The sequence below is a fragment of the Mycobacterium sp. E3247 genome (assembly GCF_001667785.1).
GTDB lineage: Bacteria > Actinomycetota > Actinomycetes > Mycobacteriales > Mycobacteriaceae > Mycobacterium.
Window position 1 is genome coordinate 30,167 of the sequence record NZ_LZJG01000322.1, and the last position, 26,447, is coordinate 56,613.

Consider the following 26,447-nt stretch of genomic DNA (forward strand, 5'->3'; position numbering starts at 1 on the left):
GGGGAACGGGTGGCCACCGTGTGGGATTTCGAAACGGATCCGGACTATCAGGCAAAACTCGACTGGGTCGAGAAGTTCATGGTCGACGAACTCGAGCCGCTCGATCTGGTCGCCCTCGACCCGTACGACAAGAAGAACGCCGAGATGATGGCGATACTGCGGCCGTTGCAGCAGCAGGTGAAGGACCAGGGGTTGTGGGCCGCGCACCTGCGCCCCGAGCTCGGCGGCCAGGGCTTCGGCCAGGTCAAGCTCGCGCTGCTCAACGAGATCCTCGGCCGTTCCCGCTGGGCGCCGTCGGTGTTCGGCTGCCAGGCGCCGGATTCGGGCAACGCCGAGATTCTGGCCATGTTCGGCACCGACGAACAGAAGGCCCGCTACCTGCAACCGCTGCTCGACGGCGAGATCACCTCGTGCTATTCGATGACCGAACCGCAGGGCGGCTCCGACCCCGGCCAGTTCGTGACTGCCGCGACCCGGGACGCCTCGGGAAATGGGGACTGGGTGATCAACGGCGAGAAGTGGTTCTCCACCAACGCCAAGCACGCCTCGTTCTTCATCGTGATGGCCGTGACCAATCCCGAGTCGCGCACCTACGACAAGATGTCGCTGTTCATCGTTCCCGCCGAGACGCCGGGCATCGAGATCGTCCGCAATGTCGGCGTGGGAGCCGAATCGTCGAAGCGCGCGAGTCACGGCTATGTGCGCTACACCGACGTCCGCGTCCCGGCCGACCACGTGCTGGGAGGCGAGGGCCAGGCGTTCATGATCGCGCAGACCCGGCTCGGCGGCGGCCGTATCCACCACGCGATGCGCACGATCGCCCTGGCGCGCAGCGCTTTTGACATGATGTGCGAGCGCGCCGTCTCCCGTAAGACGCGGCACGGGCGGTTGTCGGACTTTCAGATGACCCAGGAGAAGATCGCCGACAGCTGGATCCAGATCGAGCAGTTCCGGCTGCTGGTGCTGCGCACCGCGTGGCTGATCGACAAGCACCACGACTACCAGAAGGTGCGCCGCGACATCGCGGCGGTCAAGGTCGCCATGCCCCAGGTGCTGCACGACGTCGTGCAGCGGGCCATGCACCTGCACGGCGCGCTCGGCGTCTCCGACGAGATGCCGTTCGTCAAGATGATGGTGGCCGCCGAGTCGCTGGGGATAGCCGACGGCGCCACCGAACTGCACAAGATGACGGTGGCCCGCCGCACCTTGCGCGAATACCAGCCCGTGACAACGCCATTCCCGTCCGCGCACATCCCCACCCGCCGCGCGGAGGCGCAGGCGCGCCTGGCCGAGCGTCTCGAGCATTCCGTCGCGGAGTTCTGACCCGGGGGCTCGTTTCGGCGACACTTAAACCACGCACACGACACGCCGCAATGCATCGCCGTGGCTTAAGTCTCGCGACGGCCGCCTGGGTCAGGTGATGTAGCGGACGATGCTCTCGGCCACGCAGGCCGGCTTGGCCGAGCCTTCGATCTCGACGGTGGTCGACATGGTCGCCTGCACGGCGCCGTTGCCGACGTCGTCGACGCTGACCAGCGACGTCTGCGCGCGCACCCTCGAACCGACCGGTACGGGCGCGGGAAAGCGAACCTTGTTGAGGCCGTAGTTGATTGCGAGTTTGATGCCGTTGACGGTGTAGATCTGGTGCTGCAGGCGGGGCAGCAGCGCCAGGGTCATGAATCCGTGGGCGATCGTCCCACCGAACGGACCCGCGGCCGCGCGTTCGGGGTCGACGTGGATCCACTGGTGATCGCCGGTCGCGTCGGCGAACAGGTTGACGTCTTGCTGGGTGATCGTCACCCAGTCGCTGTGCCCGATCGTCTCGCCGGTGGCGGCGGCGAGGTCGGCCACTGATTCGAAGGTGCGCATTGACGTTCCTCCTTGACTCCGGGTGGTAACCATAGCGCCGTTGCCGCGCCGCCCCACCATCCGGCCCACCCCGTTTGCCCGAGCACCGCGGGGGTAGTCGCGGCTGGGGAAAACAGCTTGCCGACATCGCGTACCCGACGGTCGCCACCGCGGTCATCACCCACACCGATCCAGGCCGGAGGCCGTTACGGTGGCGTGCGGGTTTGGCACTGCATGGCTGGGGAACCCGTCAGGGATTGGGAGCCGCATCGAAAGGAAGCACATGGCAGATCCGAAGGGCCACAAGACGGAATCCGACGTCGAACCGGAGGCTCACGAGTCTCGCTCACGCGCCGCGGCCGGAGACGCCGACGGCTCGTACGTCGGGGCGGCCGGTTCGGATGATTCTTTCGATACCGGAGAGACGGGCGCCGAGGCACGCAGTCAACGCGGCTGACTGACACCGGAGCCCCGGTCAGTGATCCACGGTCTCAGGAGAGGCCGTACAGCACCACGGCAAAGCCGACCAACACGACGGCCACGGCCGCGAGCGCTCGGTGCCGGCGCTGCATCCATCGCCTGATCCGCTCCAGCTGGGGGTCGATTCGTGGCCCGACGACGAGGTAGGCCAGGACCGGGGCGGCGACGGTCGAACTCGCCAGCGCCGCATAGTAAGCCACCGCCAGCACCGAGCCGACGGCCGTCATTCGCACGCTGGCGATCTGGGTTCCGACGGCCGCGCTGGCGGCCAGCACCTTGGGGTTGGCCAGCATGGGGACCATTCCGATCGCGGCAACGGCCGACGGCGTTATCGTGCCCACACTGCCTTCCCACCCTGGGCCGCCCGTGGGGTGGGCGCGTCGCCACCACAGCCAGGTGCCGAATGACATCAGCACCACGCCGGCCCCGATGACCACCCAGTCGGCCCATGCCGGCGCGGGCCCCAGCAGGTCGTCGAGCAGTCGCGGGAACTGCATGAATCCCGCGGCGAGGACGGTCAGCGACACCAGCCTGCCCAGCACGTAGGCGACACTCGAGGAATACGGCCGGTCGTTGTGGACGAGCAGAACCAACGACACCACGATGGGTATGGGTGAAAGCGCCACCACGAGTCCCGGTGCGGTCAGTTTCGCCAACACCAGGCCCGAAAGTACCGACACACCAATGCCTTTCAGACGTCCACGAGCGCCTCGTCGGGACGTCGGCCGAGCCCCGCGGCCCGCGGTGTCACGGCCTGGCCCGCCCCCGAAGGACCGGCGTCAGGGCATCGGAGACGGTTGCTTGAGCGCTCCGATCGCGGCCTGCAGTTTGGCGGTGGCCTGGTCCGCGACGTCCTGCAAGGCCCCCTGCTCGCCGGTCACCTTGACCATCAACTGGGGATCCATCGCCTCGACGAGAACCGCATCGCCCGGGCTGTCGGGGTCGGTTCGCACCACGACGTTGCATGGCAGTAACTGGCCGATCTGGCGGTGAATCCCGAGCGCACGATGCGCCAACACCGGGTTGCAGGCACCGAGGATGAGGTAATCCTCCATGTCCTCACCGAGCTTCTTCTTCAGCGTGGCCTTGACGTCGATGGTGGTCAGCACGCCGAAGCCCTGCTCGGCCAGAGCTTCCGTCGTCCGATTCACCGCGTCCTCGAACGACGTGTGCAGCGTGGCGGTCAATCCTGATGTCATTTCTCCTCCTCTTTCAGGTTTTCTCGGTTGCGCGGGCGCGTCAGCCCGCGGTGCGCGGCCGTTGCAGTTGGGCGAACTGGGGAACGGCGGCCAATGTCGCGACCGCGTCGAACACTGCGATCGAGTCCCCTTCGTCGGGTACCGCGGTCAGGACCGGGCCGAAGAACGCATGCCCGTCGATCTGCAGGATCGGACTGCCGCCGGTTTCGCCGAGCGCATTCTGTGCCGCCTGGTGCCCTCGCCGCACCAGCTCGTCCAGCGATTCGTCCGAGATCGCCCCGGGGGTGGTGTCGCGCACCCCCGCCGCGGTCAAGACGTGCGTGACGAGGTTGTCGTCGAGGGGCTCCGAGCGGTCGATGTATCGCTCACCGAAGGCGAAGTACGCGGCGGCCCACCCGGCAGCGCCCTTTTCCCGCGCCACGGTGGCCATCAACCGGCCGACCTTCCGGGAGTCGCGCATGCGCGCCTGCTGTGGGGGCGGGAGTTCGCGCCCCTCGTTGAGCACCGCCAGGCTCATCAGCTGCCAATCCACCGACACGCCGGCCTTCTCGGCGACGGTGCGGAGCCAACGCGCGGTGTTCCACGAAAACGGACACACCGGGTCCAGCCACAGCGTGACTTTCGATCCAGCTCGACCCTTGTCGGCGGGGTCCATTGCTCATCCCCTTTTCAGAGAGGCCGGTCGTCAGGCCAGGCTCAGGAACAGTTTTTCCAGCTCGTCGATCGATAGGCCGGGCCTGTCAGTGGGACTACCCTCCGGCCGGGTGATGCAGTCGCGCAGACCGGAGGCGATGATCTTGAATCCGGCGCGATCCAGCGCCCGCGACACCGCGGCCAACTGAGTGACGACATCCTTGCAGCTGCGGCCCTGCTCGATCATCGCGATGACGCCGCCGAGCTGGCCGTGGGCGCGGCGTAAACGGGCGAGGACGGCATCCATGTCGGCGGGGTCGTGCCCCGCGGCGTCGGCCGTAAGCGGCGAACCGACGCGAACTTCTTCTTTCATGACTTCTTCATACCATACCCCTGGGGGCATCACATCACGATTGGCGATACCCCTGGGGGTATGATACTAATGGAGCCGCGGGTGAAGCGGAGATTCGCGGGCATCCGGTCACGCGTTGGCGTGGGGCCTGTGCCTGCCGACCCTCAACTGCGGGCCGAACGGCCCTATTGGCTGCGGTGACGCGGGCAGACACTCCATACCGGGAGACCAGGTCACGAGGGAGAGGAAACGTCAGTGTCCACGTTTCTGAGACGGGCTTGGGTACCGCTCGTCGTCGTGGTGGCGGTTGCCCTCGGCGGCGTGGCCGTTGATCGGCTCCGCGGCGTCTTCGGCTCCGAAGAGATCTTCACCGCGACCGGCAGCAGCGCCGCGCCCCTCGAGCCCTCGCACATCAAGCAGGTGACATACGAGATCTACGGGCCCAGCGACACGACGGGAAGCGTGAGCTACTTGGACAAGAACGCACAGCCGGCACAGGCCAACTTCACCAACCTCCCCTGGAGCTTCACGATCACCACGACGGTGCCCGCCGTGATCGCCAACGTGGTGGCGCAGGGCGATAGCGACAAACTCGGGTGCCGCATCACCGTCAACGGCGTGGTCAAGGACGAGCAGTCCTCGGCCGGGCGCCACGCCCAAATTTCCTGTCTGGTGAAGGCCGCATGAACACCGACACCGAGGCACGTCCGAGATTCATGCGGTTCGTCCGCACCTTCGCGTGGCCGATCATCATCGGCTGGCTGCTCCTCACCGTTGCCCTGAATGTCCTTGTGCCGCCGATCGAGTCGGTCGCACGCAAGCACGCGGTGACCATGTCGCCGCAGGATGCGCCGGCGATGATCGCCGCCAAACGGATGGGCGCGACCTTCCACGAGTCGGATTCCGACAGCATCGCGATGATCGTCCTCGAGAGCGATAAGCAACTCGGCGACGAGGCGCACCGCTATTACGACGGCCTGGTGAGCAAGTTGCAGGCGGATCCCAAGCACGTGCAGCACGTCCAGAATGTGTGGGGGGACCCGCTCACCGCCGCCGGCGTCCAGAGCAAGGACGGTAAAGCCGCCTACGTCCAGCTCAACCTGGCCGGCAACCAGGGCAGCACCTTGGGCAATGAATCCGTCGATGCGGTGCGCAAGATCGTCGACAAGTCGGATCCGCCCCGCGGGCTGAAGGTCTACGTGACCGGCCCGGCACCGCTGACGACGGACATGAACGAGGCCGCCGACAAGAGCATGTTCAAGATGATGGGCGTCACGGGCGTCGTCATCATGATCATGCTGTTCATCGCCTATCGGTCCGTCAGCACCGTGCTGCTGGTTCTGGTCATGGTCGGCTTCGAGATGGGCACGGCCAGGGGGCTTGTCGCGCTGCTCGGCAACAACGAATTGTTGGGATTTTCCACGTTCGTCGTCGCCATGCTGTCGTCCCTGGCCATCGCGGCGGGAACCGATTACGCGATCTTTCTCATCGGTCGCTACCAGGAGGCCCGCCAGGCGGGTCAGGATCGAGAAACCGCCTGGTACACCATGTTTCGCGGGACCTCGCACATCATCTTGGGCTCGGGTTTGACCATTGCCGGAGCCACCCTCTGTCTGCACCTGGCGCGGCTGTCGTATTTCAAGGCGCTCGGCATCCCGTCCGCCCTGGGGCTGCTCGTCGTCGTCGCGGGGGCGATGACAGCGGCGCCGGCGGTGGTCGCGGTGGCCACCCGGTTCGGTTTGCTCGACCCGAGGCGGATGATCAAGACGCGCGGGTGGCGGCGCATCGGCACCGCCACCGTGCGCTGGCCCGGCCCGGTGTTCGCGGCCTCGCTGGCCATCGCGATCGTCGGCATCCTCATCATGCCCAGCATGAAGATCAGCTTCAACGACCGCTACTACACACCCGCCAACGTGCCGTCGAATGTCGGATACGCGGCCGCGGAGCGCCATTTCAGCGCCGCAACAATGAATCCCGACATCCTGATGATCGAGAGCGATCACGACATGCGCAACAGCGGCGACATGATCATTCTCGACCGGCTCGCCAAGGACATCTTCCGGTCGCCGGGAATCGCGATGGTGCAAAGCATCACCCGGCCGCTGGGCGGCCCGATCGAGCACACGTCGATACCGTTCCAGATCAGCGCCCAGTCGATTCCCATCCAGCAGAACCTTCAGTTCATGAAGGACCGCACCGCGGACATGCTCAAGATGAGCGACGATCTGGGCGCCATGATCGGCTCGATGGAGCGGATGCAGGGCTTGTTGGGTCAGATGAGCAATACGACTCATCGCATGGTCGGCGACATGGGCGACATGCAATCCACCCTGAACGAGATGCGGGACTACTTGGCGGACTTCGACGATTTCGCGAGGCCGTTCCGCAGCTACTTGTATTGGGAGCCACACTGTTTCAACATCCCGGTCTGTTGGGCTTCGCGCTCGGTGTTCGAGGCGATCGACGGCGTGGACAAGTTCAGCGAGAACATGCGCACGCTGATCAAGGACATGAACAACGTCGACGCGATCATGCCCCAGATGGTCGCCGAGTTCCCGCCGATCATCGCCGTCGCGAAGTCCATGCAGGGCACCCTGCTCACGATGCACAGCAGCTTCTCGGGCCTGGTCACGCAAATGGCGCAGATGACCGATACGGCGAGCGCGATGGGTCAGGCCTTCGACGCCTCCAGGAGTGGTGACTACTTCTACCTGCCCCCGGAGGCGTTCCAGAATCCCGACTTTCAGCGGGGTCTGAAACTGTTCCTCTCACCGGACGGCAAGGCCGCGCGCTTCATCATCACCCACGACGCGGACCCGGCGACTCCAGCGGGCATTGCCGCGGTCAAGCCGTCGCTGGATGCCGCGCATCAAGCGGTGAAGGGAACGACGCTCACCGGCGCCAAGTTCTACCTCACCGGGACGGCGGCGATCTACCGCGACATCCAGGCCGGCTCCCAATACGACCTGCTGATTGTCGGGATCGCCGCCCTGACACTGATATTCGCCGTCATGGTGATCATCACACGCGCGCTGGTCGCTTCCGTGGTGATCGTCGGGACGGTGCTGCTGTCGCTGGGCGCCGCCTTCGGATTGTCGGTGTTGGTGTGGCAGCACCTTTTCGGCCTGGATTTGAACTGGATCGCGCCGGTGTTCGGGTTGATCATCCTGCTGGCCGTGGGGTCCGACTACAACCTGCTGCTGGTGTCACGGTTCCAGGAGGAGATCGGCGCGGGGCTGCGAACGGGCATCATCCGCTCGATGGGGGAGACCGGCAGTGTCGTGACGGCCGCGGGGCTGGTGTTCGCCTTCACCATGATGTCGATGGTCGCGAGTGACCTGCGCTCTATCGGCCAGGCCGGCAGCACAATCGGCCTCGGCCTGCTGTTCGACACCCTGGTCGTGCGCTCCCTGATGACGCCGTCGATCGCGGCGCTGCTGGGTCGCTGGTTCTGGTGGCCGATACGGGTGCGGCCGCGCCCGGCCAGCTCCATGCTTCGGCCGTTCGGACCGCGTCGGCTGGTTCGCTCCCTCTTGCTGGGCGAGGAGGCCGATACCGCCAGGCTCAACACAGCGCCCGGTGATGGCCAGACCGGCGCGCGGCCGCCCCACGGAAACGCTCCGACATATTCAGGCGCCGCAGACCCGACGCAACCGGCCTGAAACCGTTTGCCGACGCGACGCGCGGGTACGTGGGCCACCATGACTACGGCAACACAACAACGGCTGCGCGCCGTCGCGTTGATCTGCACGTTGAAGAAGAGTCCCGCGACCTCGAGTAGCGAGCTGATGGCCGACTGGGTGCTCGAGCAACTGCGCCAAGCCGGCGCCGATGGCGAGAAGGTCCGCTGTGTCGACTTGAACCTGCTGCCCGGAACGGAATCGGACATGGGGGCGGGTGACGAGTGGCCGCAGCTGCTCGAAAAGGTCCGGGGCTCAGACATCGTCGTGGTGTCCACACCGACGTGGGTGGGTCACATGTCCAGCGTCGCCCAGCGCGTCCTGGAGCGACTGGATGCCGAGATCTCCGATAAGGACGACGCCGGCCGGCCCAAGATGGTCGGCAAGGTCGCGCTGGCCGCGGTCGTGGGCAACGAGGACGGTGCGCACAAGATCGTGGCCGATCTTTTCCAAGCCCTCAACGACATCGGATTCTCCATTCCGGCGCAGGGCTGCACGTACTGGAACGGTGAGGCGATGCAGGGCGGCGATTTCAGCGACCTCGACGACGTGCCGGAAGTGGTCGCGACCACCACCGAATCCGCGGCCCGCAACGCTGTGCACCTCGCTGCTGCGCTACGGCACAGCCCCTATCCGCCGTACGAGTAGGAGGTCACCTCGGGTAGCGCCGAGGGGTGAACACCCGGTCACCGAGATCGTCGGAGTACCACTGGGTTTGCGACGAGCCGACGATCAGCAGGCAGCGCATGTCGACCTCGGCGGGGTTGAGATCGGCCAGCCGCACCACGCGGACGTCTTCGTCGGGCCCGGACACGTCGCGGCCGATCACCACCGGCGTACCGGGCTCGCGGTGGGCCATCAGGACGTCGCGCATCGCGCCGACCTGCCACGTCCGGGCCTTGGATGCCGGGTTGTAGATGGCCAGCACCAGATCGGCGGAGGCCGCGGCGGCCAGCCGCTCCGCGATGATGTCCCACGGCTTGAGCCGGTCGGACAGCGAGATCACCGCGTAGTCATGGCCCAGCGGCGCGCCGACCCGGCTGGCGACGGCCTGGGCGGCCGTCATCGCCGGAACCACCCGGACCCGCACTCCCGGCCACTGTTTGGCTTCCTCCAGCACCGCGGTCGCCATCGCGAACACCCCCGGATCACCCGACGACACCACCGCGACGGCGCAGCCCTCCTCGGCCAGCGCGCATGCTAGCCGCGCACGCGCGGGTTCGTCGGTGTTGTCACTGGGGTGGCGCCGTTGCCCCTCACGGACCGGGACGCGATCCAGGTAACCGGCGTAGCCGATCAGGTCGGTCGCGGCGGCCAGCTCCCGGCGGCTCTGCGGCGTCATCCAGTCGTTGTCGCCGGGCCCCAGGCCGACGACGGCGACGGTGCCCGCCCGCCCAGGCCGCCGTCCGCGGCGCCCACCGGGCAGCATGGCCAGCGAAAAGTACGGCACCCCGGTCTCATCGACGTCCGCGGCGGGCAGTATCCGCTGCCCGGGCGTGCTGGCCCGTTCGACGTAGAACGCGTCGTCAAGCTGCCCGGTCGCCGAAAGCGCTTCGCGCACAGCCGGATAGGAGCGGCCCAGCTTGAGCACGACGGCGGCGTCGGCGTCGGCGAGCCGGCGGGTCAGCTCGGCCACCGGCAGGGTGCCCGGCAGCACCGACAGCACCTCGTCGCCGGCCACCAGCGGCGTGGCGATGGCCGCCGACGCGGCGCTCACTGACGTGACGCCCGGGACGATGACCGCGTCGAACCGCTCCGTCAGCCGGGTGTGCAGGTGCATGTAGGAGCTGTAGAACAGCGGATCGCCCTCGGCCAGCAGCACCACGTCGCGGCCGGCGTCGAGGTGCGCGGCGATGCGCCGCGTCGCCTCGGCGTAGAAGTCTTCCAGCGCGCCCGCGTAGCCGCGGGGATGGTCGGTCGCCTCGGTGGTCACCGGATAGACCAGGTGCTCCTCGATCTGGCCGGGCCGCAGGTACGGTTCGGCGATCCCCCGGGCGATGCTGCGGCCGTGCCGGGCGCTGTGGTAGGCGACCACGTCGGCCTCGCCGATCAGCCGGGCGGCCTTGACCGTCACCAACTCGGGGTCGCCGGGCCCCAACCCGACGCCCCATAGGGTGCCCCGCGCGCTCATTCGGCGTCGCTCGCGATCGCGTTGACCGCGGCCGCGGCCATCGCGCTGCCGCCGCGGCGGCCACGCACCACCAGATAGGACATCCCGCGCGGGCGGTCGATCAGTTCCTGCTTGGACTGCGCGGACCCGACGAACCCGACCGGCCCGCCGAGCACCGCCGCCGGCGGGGAAACGTCCTCGTCGATCAGCTCCAGCAACCGGAACAGCGCGGTGGGGGCGTTGCCGATCGCCACGACCGCGCCCGGCAGCTTGTCGGCCCACAGCTCCACGCCGGCCGCAGAACGGGTGGTGTGCCGGCGCGCGGCCAGCTCGGTCGCGCGCGGATCGGCCACCAGCGAGACGACCTGGTTGGCGGCCGGAAGCCGGGCGGCGGTGATCCCGGCCGCCACCATCGAGGAATCGCACAGCACCGGGGCGCCGCCGCGCAACGCGGCGCCGGTCCGCGCGACGACGTCGTCGGTGTAGGCGACGTGGTCGGCGACGTCGACCTGCCCGCAGGTGTGGATCAACCGGACCACCACCCGCGCGACGTCGGCCGGAAATCTCGACAGGTCGGCTTCGGCGCGGATGGCCGCGAACGACTGCCGGTAGATCTCGGCCGCGTCGCGGATGTAGTCGAGCACCCGCTCACCCTAAGGGCTGGTCGCGGAGCAGCCGATATCCCCGTCCGTCGGCGACCAGAACCTGGCCGGCCGGCGGGCTGCCGCAGGCGCGCTCGCAGCCGACGAAATGACGGTGCACACCGGCATCCGCATGCCCCGCCTGCAGCGACAGCGCGGCATCCGCCCGCACGTTGGCCGCCGAGTGCGCGCACCCCGGGCTGCCGGTGCAGGCGCTGACACCCAGCCAGGGCGAGTTCTCGTCGAAGACCAGCCCCAACGGCGCCAGCACCCGCAGGGCGGTGTCCGCCACCTCTTCGCCCAGATCGCACACCAGCACCGACCGCCACGGCGTGACCACCAGGGGAGCCCCGATCGCGGCCAGGAACTCCGCGACCCGCGCGGGCAGCACGCCCAGTGGCACCGCCGCGCCCAGCGTCACCCGGCCGTCGTGCTGGTTGATCCAGCCCACCGGTCCCTTCGTGACGGGCGGGAACGGTGCGGTGCTCATGTCGGCCTCGGGCAGCAGTTCGGCAGAGTCGGCCAATTCGCTGACGCGCCAAGCCTTTCCGCGGATCTCGACGAACCGCACGGCCAGCGCGACCAGTGCTTGGGCAACGTCGCCGACGGCCAGCCGGACGCCGGCGTCCCGGCCCGTCACCAGCAGCGCGACGCCGTCGTCCAGCGCATGCACGCCGACGTCGGCGCCCAGCCCGGATACGTCGGCGCGGCCGTCGTCGACGGCGAACCAGAAGCGGCCCCCCAGCTCCGCGAGCCGCGGCTCGGCGCAAATCGCCGCGTCGAGCTCGCGCACCCACCCGCGCACGTCGGCGACCCCGCCGACCCGGCCGGACAGGGGAGACGCCACGATGTTGCGGACCCGTTCATGCGTCGGTGACGGCAACAACCCGGCGCCCGCGATCGCCTCGGCGACCGCCGTGACATCGGTGATGCCGCGCAACTGCACGTTGCCCCGTGCCGTCAGCTCGAGCGTGCCCGAGCCGAACCCGCTCGCGACGCCGGCCAGGGTCGCCAGCTGGTCGGGGGAGATGCTGCCGCCCGGCAGCCGGACCCGCACGAGCACGCCGTCGGCGGCCTGGTGCACCTGCAGCGCACCCGGGCAGGCGTCGGCGTCGCGGTCTCGGGCCACCACCACACGGTACGACCGCTGGGGCCGGCCGCGACAGTTGAGTAGCCGACTACGCTAGCCGCCCGGCAACGCCGCGCCGGACACTGCGATTGCCCCATTTCGTCCAGGTCAGGAGCGTGGAATGGAACAACGCGGTGGTCATGCGGTGGTTCTGGGAGCAAGCATGGGCGGCCTGCTGGCCGCCCGCGTGCTCGCCGACTTTTACGACCGGGTCACGGTGGTGGAGCGAGACATCCTGCCCCTCCATCCCATCAATCGCCGCGGCGTTCCGCAGGGCAGGCTGATCCACGCCCTGGCCGCACGCGGGACCCAGGTTCTCGACGAGCTGTTCCCCGGGTTTGTGGACGAACTCACCGCCAACGGCGCCGGCATCTGGGATGACGGCGACTTTTCGAAGGTGTCGATATCGGTTGGCGGGCACACCACGCCGCAATCCGGCTGGGCGCCGAAGCCGCCCGTTGTCCTCTTCCCGAGCCGACCGCTGCTGGAATGGAACGTGCGCCGGCGGGTGAAGGCGTTTGCCAACATCACGTTCCTCGAATGTCACGACGTGGTCGGCCTGATCACCACCCCGGCTCGTGACCGCGTCATCGGGGCCAGGGTCGTGGACCGTGTCCTGGAGCACGGGAAGGCGCTGCCCGCCGACCTTGTTGTCGACGCGACCGGCCGGGGGTCTCGCATGCCGGCCTTCTTGGAGGACCTCGGCTACGGCCGTCCGCGGGAGGACGAGGTGACGGTGCAGCTCGCCTACGCGTGCCAGCTGCTGCGCCTGGAGCCCGGTGCGATCCGCCAACACATGATCGCCGTTTTCCCCGAGCCCGGGCGCCCCAAGATGTTCGGCCTGATCAGAAACGAAAACGACACCTGGATGTTCGCGGTCGGAGCCATGGCCGGGCTGCAGCCGCCGGGCGCGACCGCCGAAATGATCGAATACGCAGAGGATTTCGTGCCTGCCCACGTATTGGACGCGTTGCGCGCGGCCGAACCGCTGGGCGCGGTCGTGCACCATCGCGTGCCCTCGAACCGCTGGCGGCGCTACGACAAGATGCGGCGCACTCCCGATGGCCTGCTGGTTGTGGGCGACGCGGTGTGCAGCTTCAATCCCATCTACGGGCAGGGCATGACGGTCGCCGCGATCGAAGCGACGGTGCTGCGGGAATGCCTGCTCCGCGGGGAGCGTGGCCTGGCGCGCCGTTTCTTCCGCTCGTCCGCGAAAACCGTCCGGGTGGCCTGGCAGACCGCCGCCGGCTCCGACTTGGCCCTTCCCGAGGTGGAAGGTCGCACCCCGACGTCGATGCGCATCAGCAACGCCTTCCTGGAGCGGGTGCTGACCGCCGTCGAGGTCGACCCCGTCGTCGCCGGGCAGTTCATGCGGGTCACCGCGATGGTCGACCCGCCGACCCGATTGTTCCGTCCGTCGATTCTGCGGCGCGTCGCTCGAGCCAAGGGCCGTCGCCCGACGGGTGTCCCAGTTAACCGCAAGGAAGAGAAGGGAAGTCAGATGTCGAACGACAACATCGAGGTGACGAAGAGGGGCTACGAGGCATTCACCGCGGGTGACCTCGAAGCGGCGTTGGACCTCTTCAGCGACTCGGCCGAGTGGACCATCAACGGCGACAGCATGATTGGCGGGACGTATCGGGGCAAGAACGAACTCACCGAACTGTTCATGCGGCTGTCGGAGAAGGCGACCAAGGTCGAGACGAAGCGCTACCTCGCCGACGGCGACGTCGTCATGGTCCTGACCCGCGTCAGCGTCGGAGACGAGAGTGCCGACGAAGCCGATGTGTTCGAATTCCGCGACGGCAAGGTTGTCAAGGCCCACTCGTTCGGCGACACCGCCATGCAGGAACGCATCTTCGGCAGCAAGCGCGTGGCGGCCGGATAGTTGCCGGTCAGGACGTTCCCGTCCGCCGCGCGTAATCCTGGCGCTTGTCGGTTTGCAGGTCGCTGGTGAAGACGCGGTCCGTGCCTACGGCGCGTGCGATCGCCTCCGCTATGCCTTGTGGCATCAGTCGCTGCGCCGACGCCATGATGCCCATCGAACGCGGAACGACCACCCGCCGTTTGGGTTTGGCGATCACGCCGACGACGGCCCGGGCGACGTCTTCCGGCTCGGCGTTCTTGAAGCCCCGCGCGTGTCCGACACCCGCGACCATTTCGGTGTTCGTCAGGGTCGGCATGATCGTCGAGAAGTGGATCCCGCGGCCACGGTTCTCCATGCGCACCGAGTCGGTGTACCCGAGCACGGCATGCTTGGTGGCGCAGTAGGTGGCGATGCCCGCACACGGCAGCACGCTGGCCATCGACCCGACGTTGACGACGTGACCGCGACCGCGCGGCAGCATCCGTTGCGTGGCCAGCTTGGTGCCCAGGATGACACCGCGGATGTTGACGTCGAGCACCCGCTCGGTGACGTCGTCGGCCTCGTCGACCGCGCTGCCCGCGGCGATGACCCCGGCGTTGTTCACCAGCACGTCGAGCGGCCCCAGCTCGGCTGCGACGGCGTCGAGGAAGCCGGCGAAGGATTGGCGGTCGGTCACGTCCAACCCTCGGCGCACGGTCAGCCCCAGCCGCCCACCCGCCTCCTGCACGGCCGCCTCGTCGATGTCCCCGATGGCGACGTTGGCCCCCAGGCCGTGCAGGGCCGTGGCGATGGCGAGGCCGATGCCGCGGGCACCGCCTGTGACGGCAATGACCTTTTCGGCAACAGATTCGGATTTCATCAGGTCAGTTTGCGCCGAAGCTGCGTTCAGGGCGAGGTTCGAGCGAATTTTCGGTTGGAGCCGCTGCACCCTGGGCACACTCGTCACCGTGCGGACAGAGGAGTACGCCCCGGGACGGCTGGCCGACGTGTTCGGCGACTCATCGCAACCCACGGTCTTGCTGTGGCACGGCATGCAGACCGACGCCCGCGCCGCGGTCCGTCCCCTGGCCGGCATGCTCGCCGCCCGCGGGGCGGCGGTGGTGGTGCCGGACTGGAATTCGCACGCCGGCGATGGCGGGCGCGCGGACCTGTTGCGCTCGCTCGACTTCGCCCGCAACATCGCGGCCAGCGGCGCCCTCGTGCTCGTCGGGTGGTCGCTGGGCGGGTGCGCCGCCGCGGGCCTGACCCTCGATGCGGTGCGCTTCGACCTCGCCCTTGCGCATACCGTCTGCCTGGCGGGCGCCTTCATGGTCCCCGATCCGATCTCCGGTCGCCCGCCCAGCGACATGCTGTCGGCCGACCGCATCGGTGCACCGTTCACGTTGCTGCACGGCCGCGCCGACGACGCCGTGCCGGTGGCCGCCAGCAGGGCCTTCGCCGCCGACCTCGAGCGGATCGGTTGGCACGTCGAGCTGGTGGAGCTGGCCGCCGATCACGGGTCGATCGCCGGCGCCGACTACGACCCGGTCGCGGACCGCTACGAGCCGGCGACGGGCGGGCGGGCGCTGGAGGTGGCCGCCGAGGTCGCCGCTCGCATCGCGGCTGTGATCGGTCGCTGACGGCCGACGCGATTCACCTGCCCGCGAGTCTCAAACCCGGCGCGGCACGCGACCCAGCTCGCGCAACCAGCCCTTGCGGGCCGCCTTATGCCACTTCAGGGACGCGGGCATCGTTCGCCACCCGCGCCTGATCGCGGCCCGCACCGCCCGGTAGCACGTCTCGTCGGTGCGCGTCCATCGAATGTCAAAGCGCTCCCGCACAATCGGCGGCAAACCACCGAAGATCACCAGGCGCATCGGCGGCGCCAGCGCGGTTCGGACCGGCAGCATGGGCAGTAACGCGTCCATGAGCGGACTCAACAGGGGATGGCTCGGATAATCCGGTGACGCGCTCATGTCGGGGATCGCGGGCCTGTTGATGAACTTGATCAGATAGTCCGACGCAGCGTTGGGTTGCAGCACTTCGACGCAGTAGCGCTGGTAGTCGGCGTTGAAGTCGGCCAGCGTCGGCGGCATGACCGACTCCGAGACGCCGTACCGCCGATACCATTCGCAGCCTTCACGATAGAGCTGTTCGCGTTCGCGATCGGTCAGCCGGTGGGTGTCCCAGTATTCGGCGAGGCCGGTGCACCATCGTCTGAAATGTGGCGTGCGCCCACCAGTACGTCTCCGGATTGAGCGCGTGATAGCGCTGCCCGTCGGGCAGTTCGCCCTTGATGTCACGGTGGAAGTCGCGGACCTTGATCCCGGTGTCATCCGCGTCCGGGCCATCGTAGATGGTGCCGAGAATGCCCGGCAGGGAACGAAAGACGCGATCGACCGGATCTTCGAAGAAGTCCGAATGGTCGATCAGGCCCTGGCCGATGGCGGGGTGCATCGTCTGCATCAAGCCGGCCGTTCCGCCTTCGAAGGCGATGCGCATGTCGCCGGCCCAGCGCCATAGCAGCGACTGCGGACCCAGGTCGACACGGGTGCTCACAGCGCCAACTTGCCTACGTCATGGGCCTGGTGGCCGAAATACCGGCGCAACACACGCTGCTGAGAGCGGTCGCCCCACCGTTGCACATGAGCGGTACCCCAGCGGGTTCGGGTAAGGGTCATGACCTGTAGCGGGCGGCCCAGCCGGCGATTGCGCGCCTCGGCGCGGAGAAAGCGGCGCGGATATCGGGCGTCCGTCTTGAGCGGTACGTCGAGGTCTGCGACCATGACTCAATGCTGACACGAGCTTTTATTCACGTTCAACTCGCGTTCTGATGGCTCGAACCAACAAGGGCGCCGCCCGCCGAACGCCCAGCCAGCGGCGGTCGCGGGCGCTGGTGGAACGCATCCTGGACGCGGCTCAGGAGGTATTGATCGGCCACGGCTACGACGGCGCATCCACCAACCGAATCGCGGCCGCAGCCGGTGTCAGCCCGGGTTCGCTTTACCAGTATTTCCCGAACAAGGACGCCATCGTCGCCGCGGTCATCGACCGCTACAGCGACGCGCTGGCCGCCAGCGTGGCGTCCACCCTCGCGCAGTCGTTGGACCGGCCCGCGCCCGAGCATGTGCGGGATTCGGTCGCTGCGCTGCTCGACGCGCTCGACGTGCATCCCGAATTCCTGCGCGCCGTCATAGAACAGACCCCGCGACTGGGCTCCGGCAGCAAACTCGTGGCGTTCGAGCAGCGTATCGGCGAGCTGACGATGGCCTATCTGGTGATGAACCGCGACCAGGTGCGATCCGATGTTCGCTTCGATACCGCAGCGTGGATGCTGGTGCGGATGATCGAGCACCTCACCGTCCGCTACATCCTGGACCGGCCCGACATCGACCGGAACGAGTTCCTCCACGAGATAACGACTTTGGCGTTGAACTACCTGAGGATTCACGACGTCCCGGTGCGCCGTGCGTAAGCCTGGGGCTTGCGGCCCACCGCGATCAGGCCGGCATCGACCTACGTGCCGATTCGGCCGTCCGATGCCGCTGCGGTACGAATGATGGGTGGCTGAGCCGACCATCCTGCTGCTGTCGACGTCCGACACGGACCTGATCAGCGCCCGTTCCAGCGGCAAGAACTATCGGTGGGCCAACCCGTCGCGCCTGTCCGACGAGGAACTGCCCGACCTGGTGTCGGGCGCCTCGGTCGTGGTGGTCCGCATCCTCGGCGGTTACCGTGCCTGGCAGAGCGGCATCGACACGGTGCTCGCCAGCGGCGTCCCGACGGTGCTGGTCAGCGGCGAGCAGGCAGCCGACGCGGAGCTGACCGGCCTGTCCACCCTGGCCGCCGGCATCGCGGTGCAGGCGCACATCTACCTGGCCCACGGCGGCGTGGACAACCTGCGCCAGCTGCACGCCTTCCTCTCCGACACGGTCCTGATGACCGGCTTCGGGTTCGCCCCGCCGGTGGTGACCCCGACCTGGGGTGAGCTGGACCGGCCGGACGCCAGGCACACCGACGGCCCCACCATCGCGGTGCTCTACTACCGCGCCCAGCAGCTGGCCGGCAACACCGGCTACATCGAGTCGCTGTGCCGGGCCATCGAAGACGCCGGCGGGCGGCCGCTGCCCGTCTACTGCGCCTCGCTGCGCACCGCCGAACCGGAACTTCTGCACCGACTCGGCGACGCCGACGCCATGGTGGTCACCGTGCTGGCCGCCGGGGGACTGCGGCCCGCGACCGTGACCGCCGGCGGCCAGGATGACAGCTGGAACGTCGAACACCTTGCGGCCCTGGACATCCCGATCCTGCAGGGCCTGTGCCTGACCAGCCCGCGGGATCAATGGCGCGACAACGACGACGGCCTGAGCCCGCTCGACGTGGCCAGCCAGGTGGCGGTTCCCGAGTTCGACGGCCGCATCATCACGGTCCCGTTTTCGTTCAAGGAGATCGACGACGACGGGCTGATCTCGTATGTCGCCGACCCGGAACGCTGCGCGCGCGTTGCGGGCCTGGCGCTCCGGCACGCGCGGCTGCGGCATGTCCCGGTGGACGAAAAGCGTGTGGCACTGGTCTTTTCGGCCTATCCCACCAAGCACGCGCGCATCGGCAACGCGGTCGGGCTGGACACCCCGGGCAGCGCGGTCGCGCTGCTGCGCGCGATGCGCGAGCGCGGTTATCGGGTGGGCGAGTTGCCCGGGGTCGACGCCGGCGACTGTGACGCCCTGATTCACGCGCTGATCGAACGCGGCGGCCAGGACCCCGACTGGCTCACCGACGCCCAACTGGCCGGCAACCCGATCCGCGTGTCGGCCAAGGACTACCGGGCCTGGTTCGCGACCCTGCCGGCCGACCTCGCCGACACCGTGATCGAGCATTGGGGCCCGCCGCCCGGCGACCTGTTCGTCGACCGCAGCGAGGACCCCGACGGCGAGATCGTCATCGCCGCAATGCAAGCAGGAAACCTGGTCCTGATGGTGCAGCCGCCCCGCGGCTTCGGGGAGAACCCGGTCGCCATCTACCACGACCCGGACCTGCCGCCCAGCCACCACTACCTGGCCGCCTACCACTGGCTGGATGCCGGGTTTCACGCCGACGCCGTCGTGCACCTCGGCAAGCACGGCAACCTCGAATGGCTGCCCGGCAAGACGCTGGGCATGTCGGCGGCCTGTGGGCCCGACGCCGCGCTGGGCAACCTGCCGCTGATCTACCCGTTCCTGGTCAACGATCCCGGCGAGGGCACCCAGGCCAAGCGGCGCGCGCACGCCGTGCTCGTCGACCATCTCATCCCGCCGATGGCGCGCGCCGAAACCTATGGCGACATCGCGCGTTTGGAGCAACTGCTCGACGAGCACGCGAACGTGGCCGCGCTGGATCCCGGCAAGCTGCCCGCCATCCGGCAGCAGATCTGGACGCTGATCCGCGCCGCCAAGATGGACCACGACCTGGGGCTGACCGAACGGCCCGCCGAGGATGCCTTCGACGACATGATCCTGCACGTCGACGGGTGGCTGTGCGAGATCAAGGATGTGCAGATCCGCGACGGGCTGCACGTCCTCGGGCAAAAGCCAACGGGGGAGGCCGAACTCGATCTCGTGCTGGCGATCCTGCGGGCGCGGCAGCTGTTCGGCGGCGAGCACGTCCTGCCGGGATTGCGGCAGGCCCTGGGCCTGGCCGAGGACGGCACCGACGAACGAACCAGCGTCGATCGGGTCGAGGCCGTGGCCCGGCAGTTGGTCGCGGCGCTGCAAGCCACCGGCTGGGATCCGGCCGCCGCCGACCGGCTCACCGACGACGCCGACGTCGCGGCGGTGCTGCGGTTCGCGGCCGCTGAGGTGGTGCCCCGGTTGGCCGGCACCGCGGCCGAAATCGAGCAGGTGCTAAGGGCTTTGGACGGGCGGTTCACTCCCGCCGGACCGTCGGGGTCGCCGCTGCGCGGCCTGGTCAACGTGCTGCCCACCGGGCGCAACTTCTATTCCGTCGACCCCAAGGCGGTGCCGTCCCGGCTGGCCTGGGAAGCCGGCGCGGCGCTGGCGGATTCGCTGCTGACCCGGTACCGAACCGACCACGGGCGATGGCCGCAATCGGTCGGGCTGTCGGTGTGGGGCACCTCGGCGATGCGCACCGCCGGCGACGACATTGCCGAAGTCCTTGCGCTGCTGGGCGTCCGGCCGGTCTGGGACGACGCGTCGCGGCGCGTCGTCGGCCTGACGCCGATTCCGCCGGCCGAGCTGGGCCGCCCGCGCATCGACGTGACGGTGCGGATCTCGGGGTTCTTCCGGGACGCCTTCCCGCACGTCGTCACCATGCTCGACGACGCGGTGCGGCTGGTCGCCGACCTCGACGAACCCGCCGAGGACAACTACGTGCGCGCCCACGCCCGCGCCGACCTGGCGCAGCACGGCGACCGGCGCCGCGCCACCACACGGATCTTCGGATCCAAGCCCGGCACCTACGGCGCCGGGCTGCTGCAACTGATCGACAGCCGCAACTGGCGCGACGACGCCGACCTCGCGCAGGTGTACACCGCCTGGGGCGGCTTCGCCTACGGGCGCGACCTGGACGGCCGCGAGGCCGTCGACGACATGAACCGCCAGTACCGGCGGATCGCGGTGGCCGCCAAGAACACCGACACCCGCGAGCACGACATCGCCGACTCCGACGACTACTTCCAGTACCACGGCGGCATGGTCGCCACCGTGCGCGCGCTGACCGGGCAGGCTCCCGCCGCCTACATCGGCGACAACACCAGGCCCGACGCGATCCGCACCCGCACCCTGTCGGAGGAGACCACCCGGGTGTTCCGCGCCCGCGTCGTCAATCCGCGCTGGATGGCCGCGATGCGCCGGCACGGCTACAAGGGCGCGTTCGAGATGGCGGCGACGGTGGACTACCTGTTCGGCTACGACGCCACCGCGGGGGTGGTGGCCGACTGGATGTACGAGCAACTGACCGAGCGCTACGTGCTGGATCCCGAGAACCGCAAGTTCATGGCGGAATCCAACCCGTGGGCGCTGCACGGCATGGCCGAACGGCTGCTGGAGGCCGCCGGCCGCGGCATGTGGGCCCAGCCGCAGCCGGAAACGCTGGACGGGCTGCGTCAGGCGCTGCTCGAGACCGAGGGCGACCTGGAAGGCTAGCTCGCCTTAAGTTGGCGAGCAGACGCAGAATCGCACGCGAACGGCCATTCGCGTGCGATTCTGCGACTGCTCGCGGGTGTCAGTCCGTGAAGTCGATCCGGACGCTGATCGGGTCGGACTGCAGGGCGCGGAAAGTTGCGGCGACGACCGGTGACCACAGCCGCGATGTCGCGAACGTGCCGGCCCGCTTCGCCGGGTCGTCATCGGGTTCGAACCGGGCGATCCCGGGCCGCCACCGGTTCCGTTGCCGGATAGACACTTTCGGGTCGGCCGCGATGTTGAGGGCCCACCCGGAGCGTCGCCCGTGCTGGGAGATCAGCCAGGCGCCACTGCCGTCGAAGTTGGCGGAAACCGGAACGCGGCGGCGGGACCCGGATTTTCGTCCGGTCGTCTCGAGCTCGGTCGCGAACGTCATCCGGATGCCGAGGCGGCCGAGCAGGGCCACGGTCGGATTGGCGAGGTAGCGGCCGACGAGGCGCTCCCTGCGGAACTTCCGGACGGCGTGCCGGGTGGTGATGGGGTCAGCCGCGTTGCTCGACATCGTTAGCCTCCGGTCTCGTCGTGGTAGATCGATTGGTCTACTATGCTGTGTGCCAATTTAGTAGAATAATCGGTCTACCGCAAGTGGGTGCTGAACGGCGAAGGTGAGGAAGGTCGATGTCTGCACGGGAGCGCCTGATTACCAGCGCGATTGCGCTCGTTCGTACCGCCGGGGTCGCGGGCGCGAGCGTGTCGGCGTTGCTCGACCACTCCGGCCTGGCGCGCCGGACGCTCTACCTGAACTTCCCGGGCGGCAAACCGGAACTCGTCCAGGCGGCAACCGACGCCGCCGCCGCCGAGCTCACCGCCGTCCTCGAGGAGTGCATTCACGACGCCGATCCGGCGCGAGCGGTGGCGGCCTTCCTGCAAAGGTGGGAGGCGATGCTGGCCGACAGTGACTACACGGCGGGCTGCCCGATCGTCGCGGCGACGCTGGGCCGCGCGGAGGCGCCCGCCGCTGCCGACGCCGCGGCGGCGGCTTTCAGCTCGTGGGAGGGTCTGTTGGCCCAGCTGCTCCGTCAAGCGGGCGTGGAGCGATCGGCGGCGGCCGATCTGGCCACCACCGCGGTTGCCGCCGTGGAGGGCGCGGTCATCATGTCCGTGGCGCAACGGTCGCCGACCCCACTGCGGCGGGTACGGCGTGTGCTCGCCGCCCAATTCGCCATCGGTCAGCCAAAGCCGATCTCGAAGGCTGAGCGGCAGCCCGTCAGATGAAGTCCGAACCACCGTCCACGTTGACCGTGGCGCCCGTGACGTAGCCGTTTCGCCGCGACGCCAGATAGGCGGTGATGGAGGCGACCTCTTCGGGAAGTCCGGCGCGACCCAGGTCGCAGGGCTGGTGAAAGTTGTTGTCGATCCAGGTCATTACATCGACCGGATTGGTGGCGTCGAGGCCGTCGGCGGCGAGGATGTCCTTCAGTACCTCGGTGAAGCTGGCGGTCACAATGGTCCCGGGACACACGCAATTGACCAGGATGCCGTCTTTGGCAAGGCTTTTGGATAAGTTCTTGGTGATGCTGGCCAATGCCGCCTTCGAGGCCGTGTACGCGACGATGCGCGGGTTCTGCCGCTGGATCGAGTGCGCGGACAGCGTCACGATGCGCCCCCAGTCCGCCGAGCGCAGCAACGGCAGCGCGCAGCGGATCGATCGCACGGCCGACATCGTGCCGAGCGCAAAGGCGTCGTTCCATTGCGCGTCGTCCATCTCCTCGAAATAGCCGTCCCCCGGTCCTATCGTGTGGACGAGGCTGTTGAGTCGTCCCCAACGCTCGGAGATCGCGGCGAAGCCCTCCGCGATGGACTCGGCATTCGCCATGTCCACGCTGATCCCCACGGCATCCGGGGCGCCCGCCTGGCGCAGCGAGGTCACGGCGGCATCGAGCGCGCCTTGGCCGCGGGCCATCACCGCCACGCTGGCTCCTTCGGCCGCAAGGGTTTCGGCGATAGCCAGCCCCATTCCCTTGCTGCCGCCCGTGACCACGGCGGTCGATCCCGCGAAGCCCAGGTCCATCTGTGTCTCCCTCCGGTTTGTGTGCGGTTGGCTAAGACTGGGCGATCGCTTTTGTGGTCACGCCCAGGCCGCCCAAGCAGAAACGAAGCGCGCGTCGGCGGACGCTGTCGCGGTCGCAATCGCCGGTCGCCCATTGCCGTTCGATGGCCGCCCACACCACGGCGTGGATCGCCTGCGCGTCGGTCACCGGGTCGATGTGATGGAACACTTGGTTCTCCAGGCCGCGTTGAAGCGTCTCGCTCAGTGGCTTGAGCAATTGCTCGTAAGCCGGCTGGACGAGTTCGGGGGAGGCGAACATCTGGGATTGGGCCTCCAGCGACACTCGGCGCAGGTCGGATTTGATGTTGTCGTCGAACGCCAGGTCGAGTCGTCCGTCGATCCACGCCGCCACCGCGCCAATCTCCGTGGCGGCGGCAGCCATTCGCCGGCGTAGTCGCCGTTCCTCCACCCGAGCCATTTCGAGGAGTAGCGCGGCCACGAGGGCGTCCTTGGACTCGAAATGCCGATAGAACGCGCGGGTGCCCAAAGAAGCGCATTCGAGAACGGCGGCGATGCTGAGGCCGCGAACTCCCCTCTCCCGCAGCGTCGTTGACGCGGCGGCCAGGATTTCGCGGCGCACCGTCGGGTCTGGAGGAAGTTTGTCGCGCCGGCGCGTGCGAGGCGTGCGCACGGGGTCAGGCTGTCGCATCGTAGGCGGCGAGGTAGTCCGCAAATCGCTCACGAACCCCTTCGGGGGTCAGGCCGTAGTCGGCCAACTCGTAGTCGTGGGTACCGCGCGCGCCCGGGCGGTGTCCCTGCGCCCATCGCGTGACCGCACGCAAAGTGGCATCGGTGAAGGTTAGACCCAAAGACTCGTAACTGGTTTGCAGGGTGCGCACCGGATCACTTTGCAAGTCGGCGAAGGAGACGTCGGCGAATCGGTCATCGCCCACCCGGCGACGGAAATCCATCGCCCGGCGCACACCTTCGACCCAGCTGTCGAGCTGCTCGGCGCCAAGCTCCCTTGCATCGTTGCGGTCGCTGCTCCAGCTCCGCACGTACTGGATCAGGCTGCACACCGAGCCCATCACCCTGGCCGGATCACGGTGGCTCCACAGGAATTTGGCGTTCGGGTAGGCTTCGACGAGCGCGTCGAGGGCGAACACGTGCACGGGCGTCTTGAGGTGCCACAGGACCGGTGGGCAATGCCATTGCAGGAGCTTGAGCACCCGCCGGTGAAACGTGTACGTCTCGCGCATGTCGCAGCCCATCAGCCACTCCAAATACCTTGGCGCTCGGACGGCGCCGTCGAAGTGGAAGGTCCGAAAGCTCATTCCCATCAAGTCCTGGCATTCCGTCGGTGCGGTGGGCTCGGAGTTGTACAGCGTTTTCATCAGCGGAAACATGTCGTCGAGCATCTTCAGGCCGGCCTCGGCCTGCGCGATCCGCGGGTCGCTGTGCTCGGTGGCCGTCTCCGGCGGCGGCGTCGGCGCCTGGGATTCCCACATGCGCAACGACCGGAACTGGGGGTCGGCGGCCACCAGTTGGCTCAGCGCGGTGGTCCCGGTGCGGGGTAAGCCGATGATGAAGACGGGTCCGCCGACCACCTGGTCGTCGATCTCGGGGTGCCGCGCGTAGGCGTCCTCGATCTTGAGGCGCTGGATCAGCGCGTTGCTGACGGTGGCGTGCTGGATGACGCGGCCCATGTCGTTGAGGTCGGCCTCCGTGTTCAGCGCTTCGACGATGCGTTCGAGGCCCTCGCGGTAGTAGGGCGTACCGAAGTCATCGAGACCGGTTGCGGCGCAGGCGGCTTCCTCTAGCTCATCAGCGTCGAAGGTCATCGTCCGAACCTTTCGCGCACGGCGCGGCGGCGGGCCGCGAGGATGGACTTGCGCTCCTCGGGGGTGACCATCGCGGTGTCCGAAGGCAAGTGCGCCCGAATATCGGCGGCGGGCACGACTCGCGTCGCCGGCGTCGGCGCCGTTGTGGTGCGCACACAGCGCAGGATGATGGGACCGTTGCTATGGCCGGCGGTGTCGAGCCAATTCGCGACCCCGGGATCCTCGGCACTCAGCACCACACGCACGAGGCCATCGGAATCCACCGCCGCCTGATGGGCGTTCAGGCTGGATTGGTGGCGGCCGTAATGGATGGTTTCCCACCACGGGTTGCCGATGGAATAGCTCCAGTAAATCCCTTCCGGCGCTTCCACTTCGACGATGAGCGCCTCGCCGGGGTTCAGTTCCCACCGGCCGATCACCGGCCTGTTCTCCGCGGCGGCTCCCATATCGGTGCGATCGATGGGCGGCAGGAACCCGTTCGGCGGGGCCGCCGCACCGAACTGCAAGAAGAACGCCAGGTTGTCCTGAACGAAATCGCCGAGGGCGACCAGTTGCCTCGTCACCGCCCGGTCCGGATCGACCGGACGGACGCTGGCCTCCGCCCCGTGGCCGAGCCGCTCAATGCGCAGCGACGACGCCACCTCGGTGTCCCAGTCGTAGAAGAAGTGCCGCACCGTCAGCGTGGGATGCTCGCCGTCGATCCGCATCCAATTGCCCGCCCGCTCAGTCGCTGACAGCACCACCTCGAAGTTTCCATCGGCATCCATTTCGAGTTCGTCGACCAGTTCGTTCGCCGTCGCGGCGATGCCGTTCATCGTCTGCAACCCGACGTAGCGGGCGGTGCCGCGGTTGCCGAACAGCCGGTAACTCTCCCCGCCGCGCAGCACCGCACGGGCGTAGATGCAGTCCGGACATTCCATTCCCCAGGTCACGACGTCGTCGGTGCTGGTGCGTTGTACAGCCAGGACCGGATCCCGATCGAACCGCAGCACCTCATCGATACCTGCGGTGAGCAATACCAGCAGATGCCGGAAGCCCGCGGCGAGGTCGACTCGATTTCGGCTCGCCGACTCGGTTTCGACGACCCGCGCGGCGTCGCGCAGCCGGTCCAAAAGGTACGACCACGCCTGGGCCGGGCCGACGTCGCCGGTGTCGCCGGACAGCGCAGCCTCGGCAATCGAGAACGGCAACCACGCCATCGGCTTCGCCGGGTCGCTCATGTGTCCCCGCTTCGGTCGTTGCTACGAAGCCCTTAAATGAAAACACAATTTACGTTTAACGTCCGCTGACTATCGCAGCCAGGGTAGGCGAATGTCAACGATGAATTCGCTGAGCGGTAGGTTGACACCGTGACGCCCACCTTCGCCGACCTCGCCAAGGCGCAGTACATCCTGCTGACCACCTTCACCAAGGACGGAAAGCCGAAGCCGGTTCCCGTCTGGGCCGCGGCCGACGGCGACCGGCTGCCCAGCCAGGCGATGACGCCGCCGCGCACCGCCATGGCGGTCGCGTATGTCGGG

26 protein-coding genes and 1 pseudogene are annotated in these 26,447 nt (G+C 68.1%); 11 read left to right on the forward strand and 16 right to left on the reverse strand.

The genetic code is table 11. The features are described 5' to 3' along the window. Positions 1-18 precede the first annotated feature (18 nt). Entirely contained in the window at positions 19-1,323 is a 1,305-nt protein-coding gene (locus A9X04_RS17790) for an acyl-CoA dehydrogenase family protein (RefSeq protein WP_067923223.1), read from the forward strand. Positions 1,324-1,413: 90 nt separating this feature from the next. Here A9X04_RS17790 and A9X04_RS17795 read toward each other — a convergent pair whose 3' ends face one another. Further along, positions 1,414-1,869: a MaoC family dehydratase gene (locus A9X04_RS17795; RefSeq protein ID WP_067923160.1), complete on the reverse strand. Its 456-nt coding sequence runs from the start codon at positions 1,867-1,869 to the stop codon at positions 1,414-1,416. Positions 1,870-2,131: 262 nt separating this feature from the next. On the opposite strand from A9X04_RS17795, the gene A9X04_RS30975 reads away from it, so the two are divergent. Then, positions 2,132-2,305 (forward strand): hypothetical protein, encoded by a 174-nt coding sequence (locus A9X04_RS30975; RefSeq protein WP_197509207.1) that lies wholly within the window; start codon positions 2,132-2,134, stop codon positions 2,303-2,305. A 34-nt stretch (positions 2,306-2,339) separates the two neighbouring features. Here A9X04_RS30975 and A9X04_RS17800 read toward each other — a convergent pair whose 3' ends face one another. From A9X04_RS17800 to A9X04_RS17815, 4 genes are all read right to left on the reverse strand, one after another. Beyond that, positions 2,340-3,008, reverse strand: a complete 669-nt coding sequence (locus A9X04_RS17800) for a GAP family protein (protein ID WP_067923163.1) — start codon at positions 3,006-3,008, stop codon at positions 2,340-2,342. Positions 3,009-3,107: 99 nt separating this feature from the next. Further along, on the reverse strand, positions 3,108-3,527 hold the full coding sequence (locus A9X04_RS17805) for a DUF302 domain-containing protein (protein WP_067923167.1): 420 nt from the start codon (positions 3,525-3,527) through the stop codon (positions 3,108-3,110). Between the two features lie 40 nt (positions 3,528-3,567). Further along, positions 3,568-4,182: a DsbA family protein gene (locus A9X04_RS17810; RefSeq protein ID WP_067923170.1), complete on the reverse strand. Its 615-nt coding sequence runs from the start codon at positions 4,180-4,182 to the stop codon at positions 3,568-3,570. Between the two features lie 30 nt (positions 4,183-4,212). Beyond that, complete coding sequence (locus A9X04_RS17815) at positions 4,213-4,533, reverse strand: metal-sensitive transcriptional regulator (RefSeq protein WP_067923173.1); 321 nt, start codon at positions 4,531-4,533, stop codon at positions 4,213-4,215. 234 nt (positions 4,534-4,767) lie between these two features. Here A9X04_RS17815 and A9X04_RS17820 point away from each other — a divergent pair, with 234 nt between their 5' ends. The 3 genes from A9X04_RS17820 to A9X04_RS17830 are packed head-to-tail and all read left to right on the forward strand — an operon-like array spanning position 4,768 to position 8,840. Beyond that, the gene (locus A9X04_RS17820; RefSeq protein WP_067923176.1) at positions 4,768-5,199 is read left to right on the forward strand and encodes an MmpS family transport accessory protein; all 432 of its coding nucleotides are present in this window, start codon (positions 4,768-4,770) and stop codon (positions 5,197-5,199) included. Continuing rightward, complete coding sequence (locus A9X04_RS17825) at positions 5,196-8,174, forward strand: RND family transporter (protein WP_231985755.1); 2,979 nt, start codon at positions 5,196-5,198, stop codon at positions 8,172-8,174. The genes A9X04_RS17820 and A9X04_RS17825 overlap by 4 nt, the downstream gene beginning before the upstream one ends. Positions 8,175-8,213: 39 nt before the next feature. Then, positions 8,214-8,840, forward strand: a complete 627-nt coding sequence (locus A9X04_RS17830; RefSeq protein ID WP_067923179.1) for a flavodoxin family protein — start codon at positions 8,214-8,216, stop codon at positions 8,838-8,840. A gap of 4 nt (positions 8,841-8,844) precedes the next feature. Here A9X04_RS17830 and A9X04_RS17835 read toward each other — a convergent pair whose 3' ends face one another. The 3 genes from A9X04_RS17835 to cobG are packed head-to-tail and all read right to left on the reverse strand — an operon-like array spanning position 8,845 to position 12,072. Then, on the reverse strand, positions 8,845-10,323 hold the full coding sequence (locus A9X04_RS17835; protein ID WP_067923182.1) for a precorrin-2 C(20)-methyltransferase: 1,479 nt from the start codon (positions 10,321-10,323) through the stop codon (positions 8,845-8,847). Next, positions 10,320-10,946: a precorrin-8X methylmutase gene (locus A9X04_RS17840; RefSeq protein WP_067923185.1), complete on the reverse strand. Its 627-nt coding sequence runs from the start codon at positions 10,944-10,946 to the stop codon at positions 10,320-10,322. Before A9X04_RS17840 ends, A9X04_RS17835 begins: the two co-directional genes overlap by 4 nt. A gap of 4 nt (positions 10,947-10,950) precedes the next feature. After that, complete coding sequence (gene cobG, locus A9X04_RS17845) at positions 10,951-12,072, reverse strand: precorrin-3B synthase (protein WP_067923226.1); 1,122 nt, start codon at positions 12,070-12,072, stop codon at positions 10,951-10,953. A 121-nt stretch (positions 12,073-12,193) separates the two neighbouring features. Here cobG and A9X04_RS17850 point away from each other — a divergent pair, with 121 nt between their 5' ends. Continuing rightward, positions 12,194-13,960, forward strand: coding sequence for a nuclear transport factor 2 family protein (locus A9X04_RS17850; RefSeq protein ID WP_067923188.1), 1,767 nt, complete (start codon positions 12,194-12,196; stop codon positions 13,958-13,960). Positions 13,961-13,967: 7 nt separating this feature from the next. Here the strand turns inward: A9X04_RS17850 and A9X04_RS17855 are convergent, their stop codons facing one another. Next, positions 13,968-14,798 carry an SDR family oxidoreductase gene (locus A9X04_RS17855; protein WP_067923191.1) on the reverse strand — a complete coding sequence of 277 codons (831 nt, stop codon included), beginning with the start codon at positions 14,796-14,798 and terminating at the stop codon, positions 13,968-13,970. 88 nt (positions 14,799-14,886) lie between these two features. On the opposite strand from A9X04_RS17855, the gene A9X04_RS17860 reads away from it, so the two are divergent. Then, on the forward strand, positions 14,887-15,558 hold the full coding sequence (locus A9X04_RS17860; protein WP_067923194.1) for a S9 family peptidase: 672 nt from the start codon (positions 14,887-14,889) through the stop codon (positions 15,556-15,558). A gap of 30 nt (positions 15,559-15,588) precedes the next feature. Here A9X04_RS17860 and A9X04_RS17865 read toward each other — a convergent pair. Both A9X04_RS17865 and A9X04_RS17870 read right to left on the reverse strand, forming a co-directional pair. Then, positions 15,589-16,420, reverse strand: a pseudogene (locus A9X04_RS17865) (oxygenase MpaB family protein). A gap of 53 nt (positions 16,421-16,473) precedes the next feature. Beyond that, positions 16,474-16,704 (reverse strand): hypothetical protein, encoded by a 231-nt coding sequence (locus tag A9X04_RS17870; protein ID WP_067923197.1) that lies wholly within the window; start codon positions 16,702-16,704, stop codon positions 16,474-16,476. Between the two features lie 47 nt (positions 16,705-16,751). Here A9X04_RS17870 and A9X04_RS17875 point away from each other — a divergent pair, with 47 nt between their 5' ends. Continuing rightward, on the forward strand, positions 16,752-17,393 hold the full coding sequence (locus A9X04_RS17875) for a TetR/AcrR family transcriptional regulator (protein ID WP_082975075.1): 642 nt from the start codon (positions 16,752-16,754) through the stop codon (positions 17,391-17,393). Positions 17,394-17,481: 88 nt separating this feature from the next. Then, entirely contained in the window at positions 17,482-21,057 is a 3,576-nt protein-coding gene (gene cobN / locus A9X04_RS17880; RefSeq protein ID WP_067923199.1) for a cobaltochelatase subunit CobN, read from the forward strand. A gap of 79 nt (positions 21,058-21,136) precedes the next feature. Here cobN and A9X04_RS17885 read toward each other — a convergent pair whose 3' ends face one another. Next, positions 21,137-21,598, reverse strand: a complete 462-nt coding sequence (locus A9X04_RS17885; RefSeq protein WP_067923202.1) for a nitroreductase/quinone reductase family protein — start codon at positions 21,596-21,598, stop codon at positions 21,137-21,139. Positions 21,599-21,714: 116 nt separating this feature from the next. Between A9X04_RS17885 and A9X04_RS17890 the strand changes: the two genes are divergently transcribed. After that, on the forward strand, positions 21,715-22,311 hold the full coding sequence (locus A9X04_RS17890) for a TetR/AcrR family transcriptional regulator (protein ID WP_067923205.1): 597 nt from the start codon (positions 21,715-21,717) through the stop codon (positions 22,309-22,311). Here A9X04_RS17890 and A9X04_RS17895 read toward each other — a convergent pair. The 4 genes from A9X04_RS17895 to A9X04_RS17910 are packed head-to-tail and all read right to left on the reverse strand — an operon-like array spanning position 22,304 to position 26,147. Beyond that, positions 22,304-23,107, reverse strand: coding sequence for an SDR family NAD(P)-dependent oxidoreductase (locus A9X04_RS17895; RefSeq protein WP_067923208.1), 804 nt, complete (start codon positions 23,105-23,107; stop codon positions 22,304-22,306). The two genes, A9X04_RS17890 and A9X04_RS17895, sit on opposite strands and share 8 nt — an antisense overlap. Before the next feature lie 31 nt (positions 23,108-23,138). Then, positions 23,139-23,777 carry a TetR/AcrR family transcriptional regulator gene (locus A9X04_RS17900; RefSeq protein WP_231985756.1) on the reverse strand — a complete coding sequence of 213 codons (639 nt, stop codon included), beginning with the start codon at positions 23,775-23,777 and terminating at the stop codon, positions 23,139-23,141. A 4-nt stretch (positions 23,778-23,781) separates the two neighbouring features. Further along, complete coding sequence (locus A9X04_RS17905; RefSeq protein WP_067923214.1) at positions 23,782-24,927, reverse strand: sulfotransferase; 1,146 nt, start codon at positions 24,925-24,927, stop codon at positions 23,782-23,784. Continuing rightward, complete coding sequence (locus tag A9X04_RS17910) at positions 24,924-26,147, reverse strand: DUF1214 domain-containing protein (protein ID WP_197509208.1); 1,224 nt, start codon at positions 26,145-26,147, stop codon at positions 24,924-24,926. Before A9X04_RS17910 ends, A9X04_RS17905 begins: the two co-directional genes overlap by 4 nt. A 129-nt stretch (positions 26,148-26,276) precedes the next feature. Between A9X04_RS17910 and A9X04_RS30510 the strand changes: the two genes are divergently transcribed. Next, a partial coding sequence (locus A9X04_RS30510) for a pyridoxamine 5'-phosphate oxidase family protein (protein WP_197509209.1) occupies positions 26,277-26,447 on the forward strand: 171 nt, incomplete at its 3' end.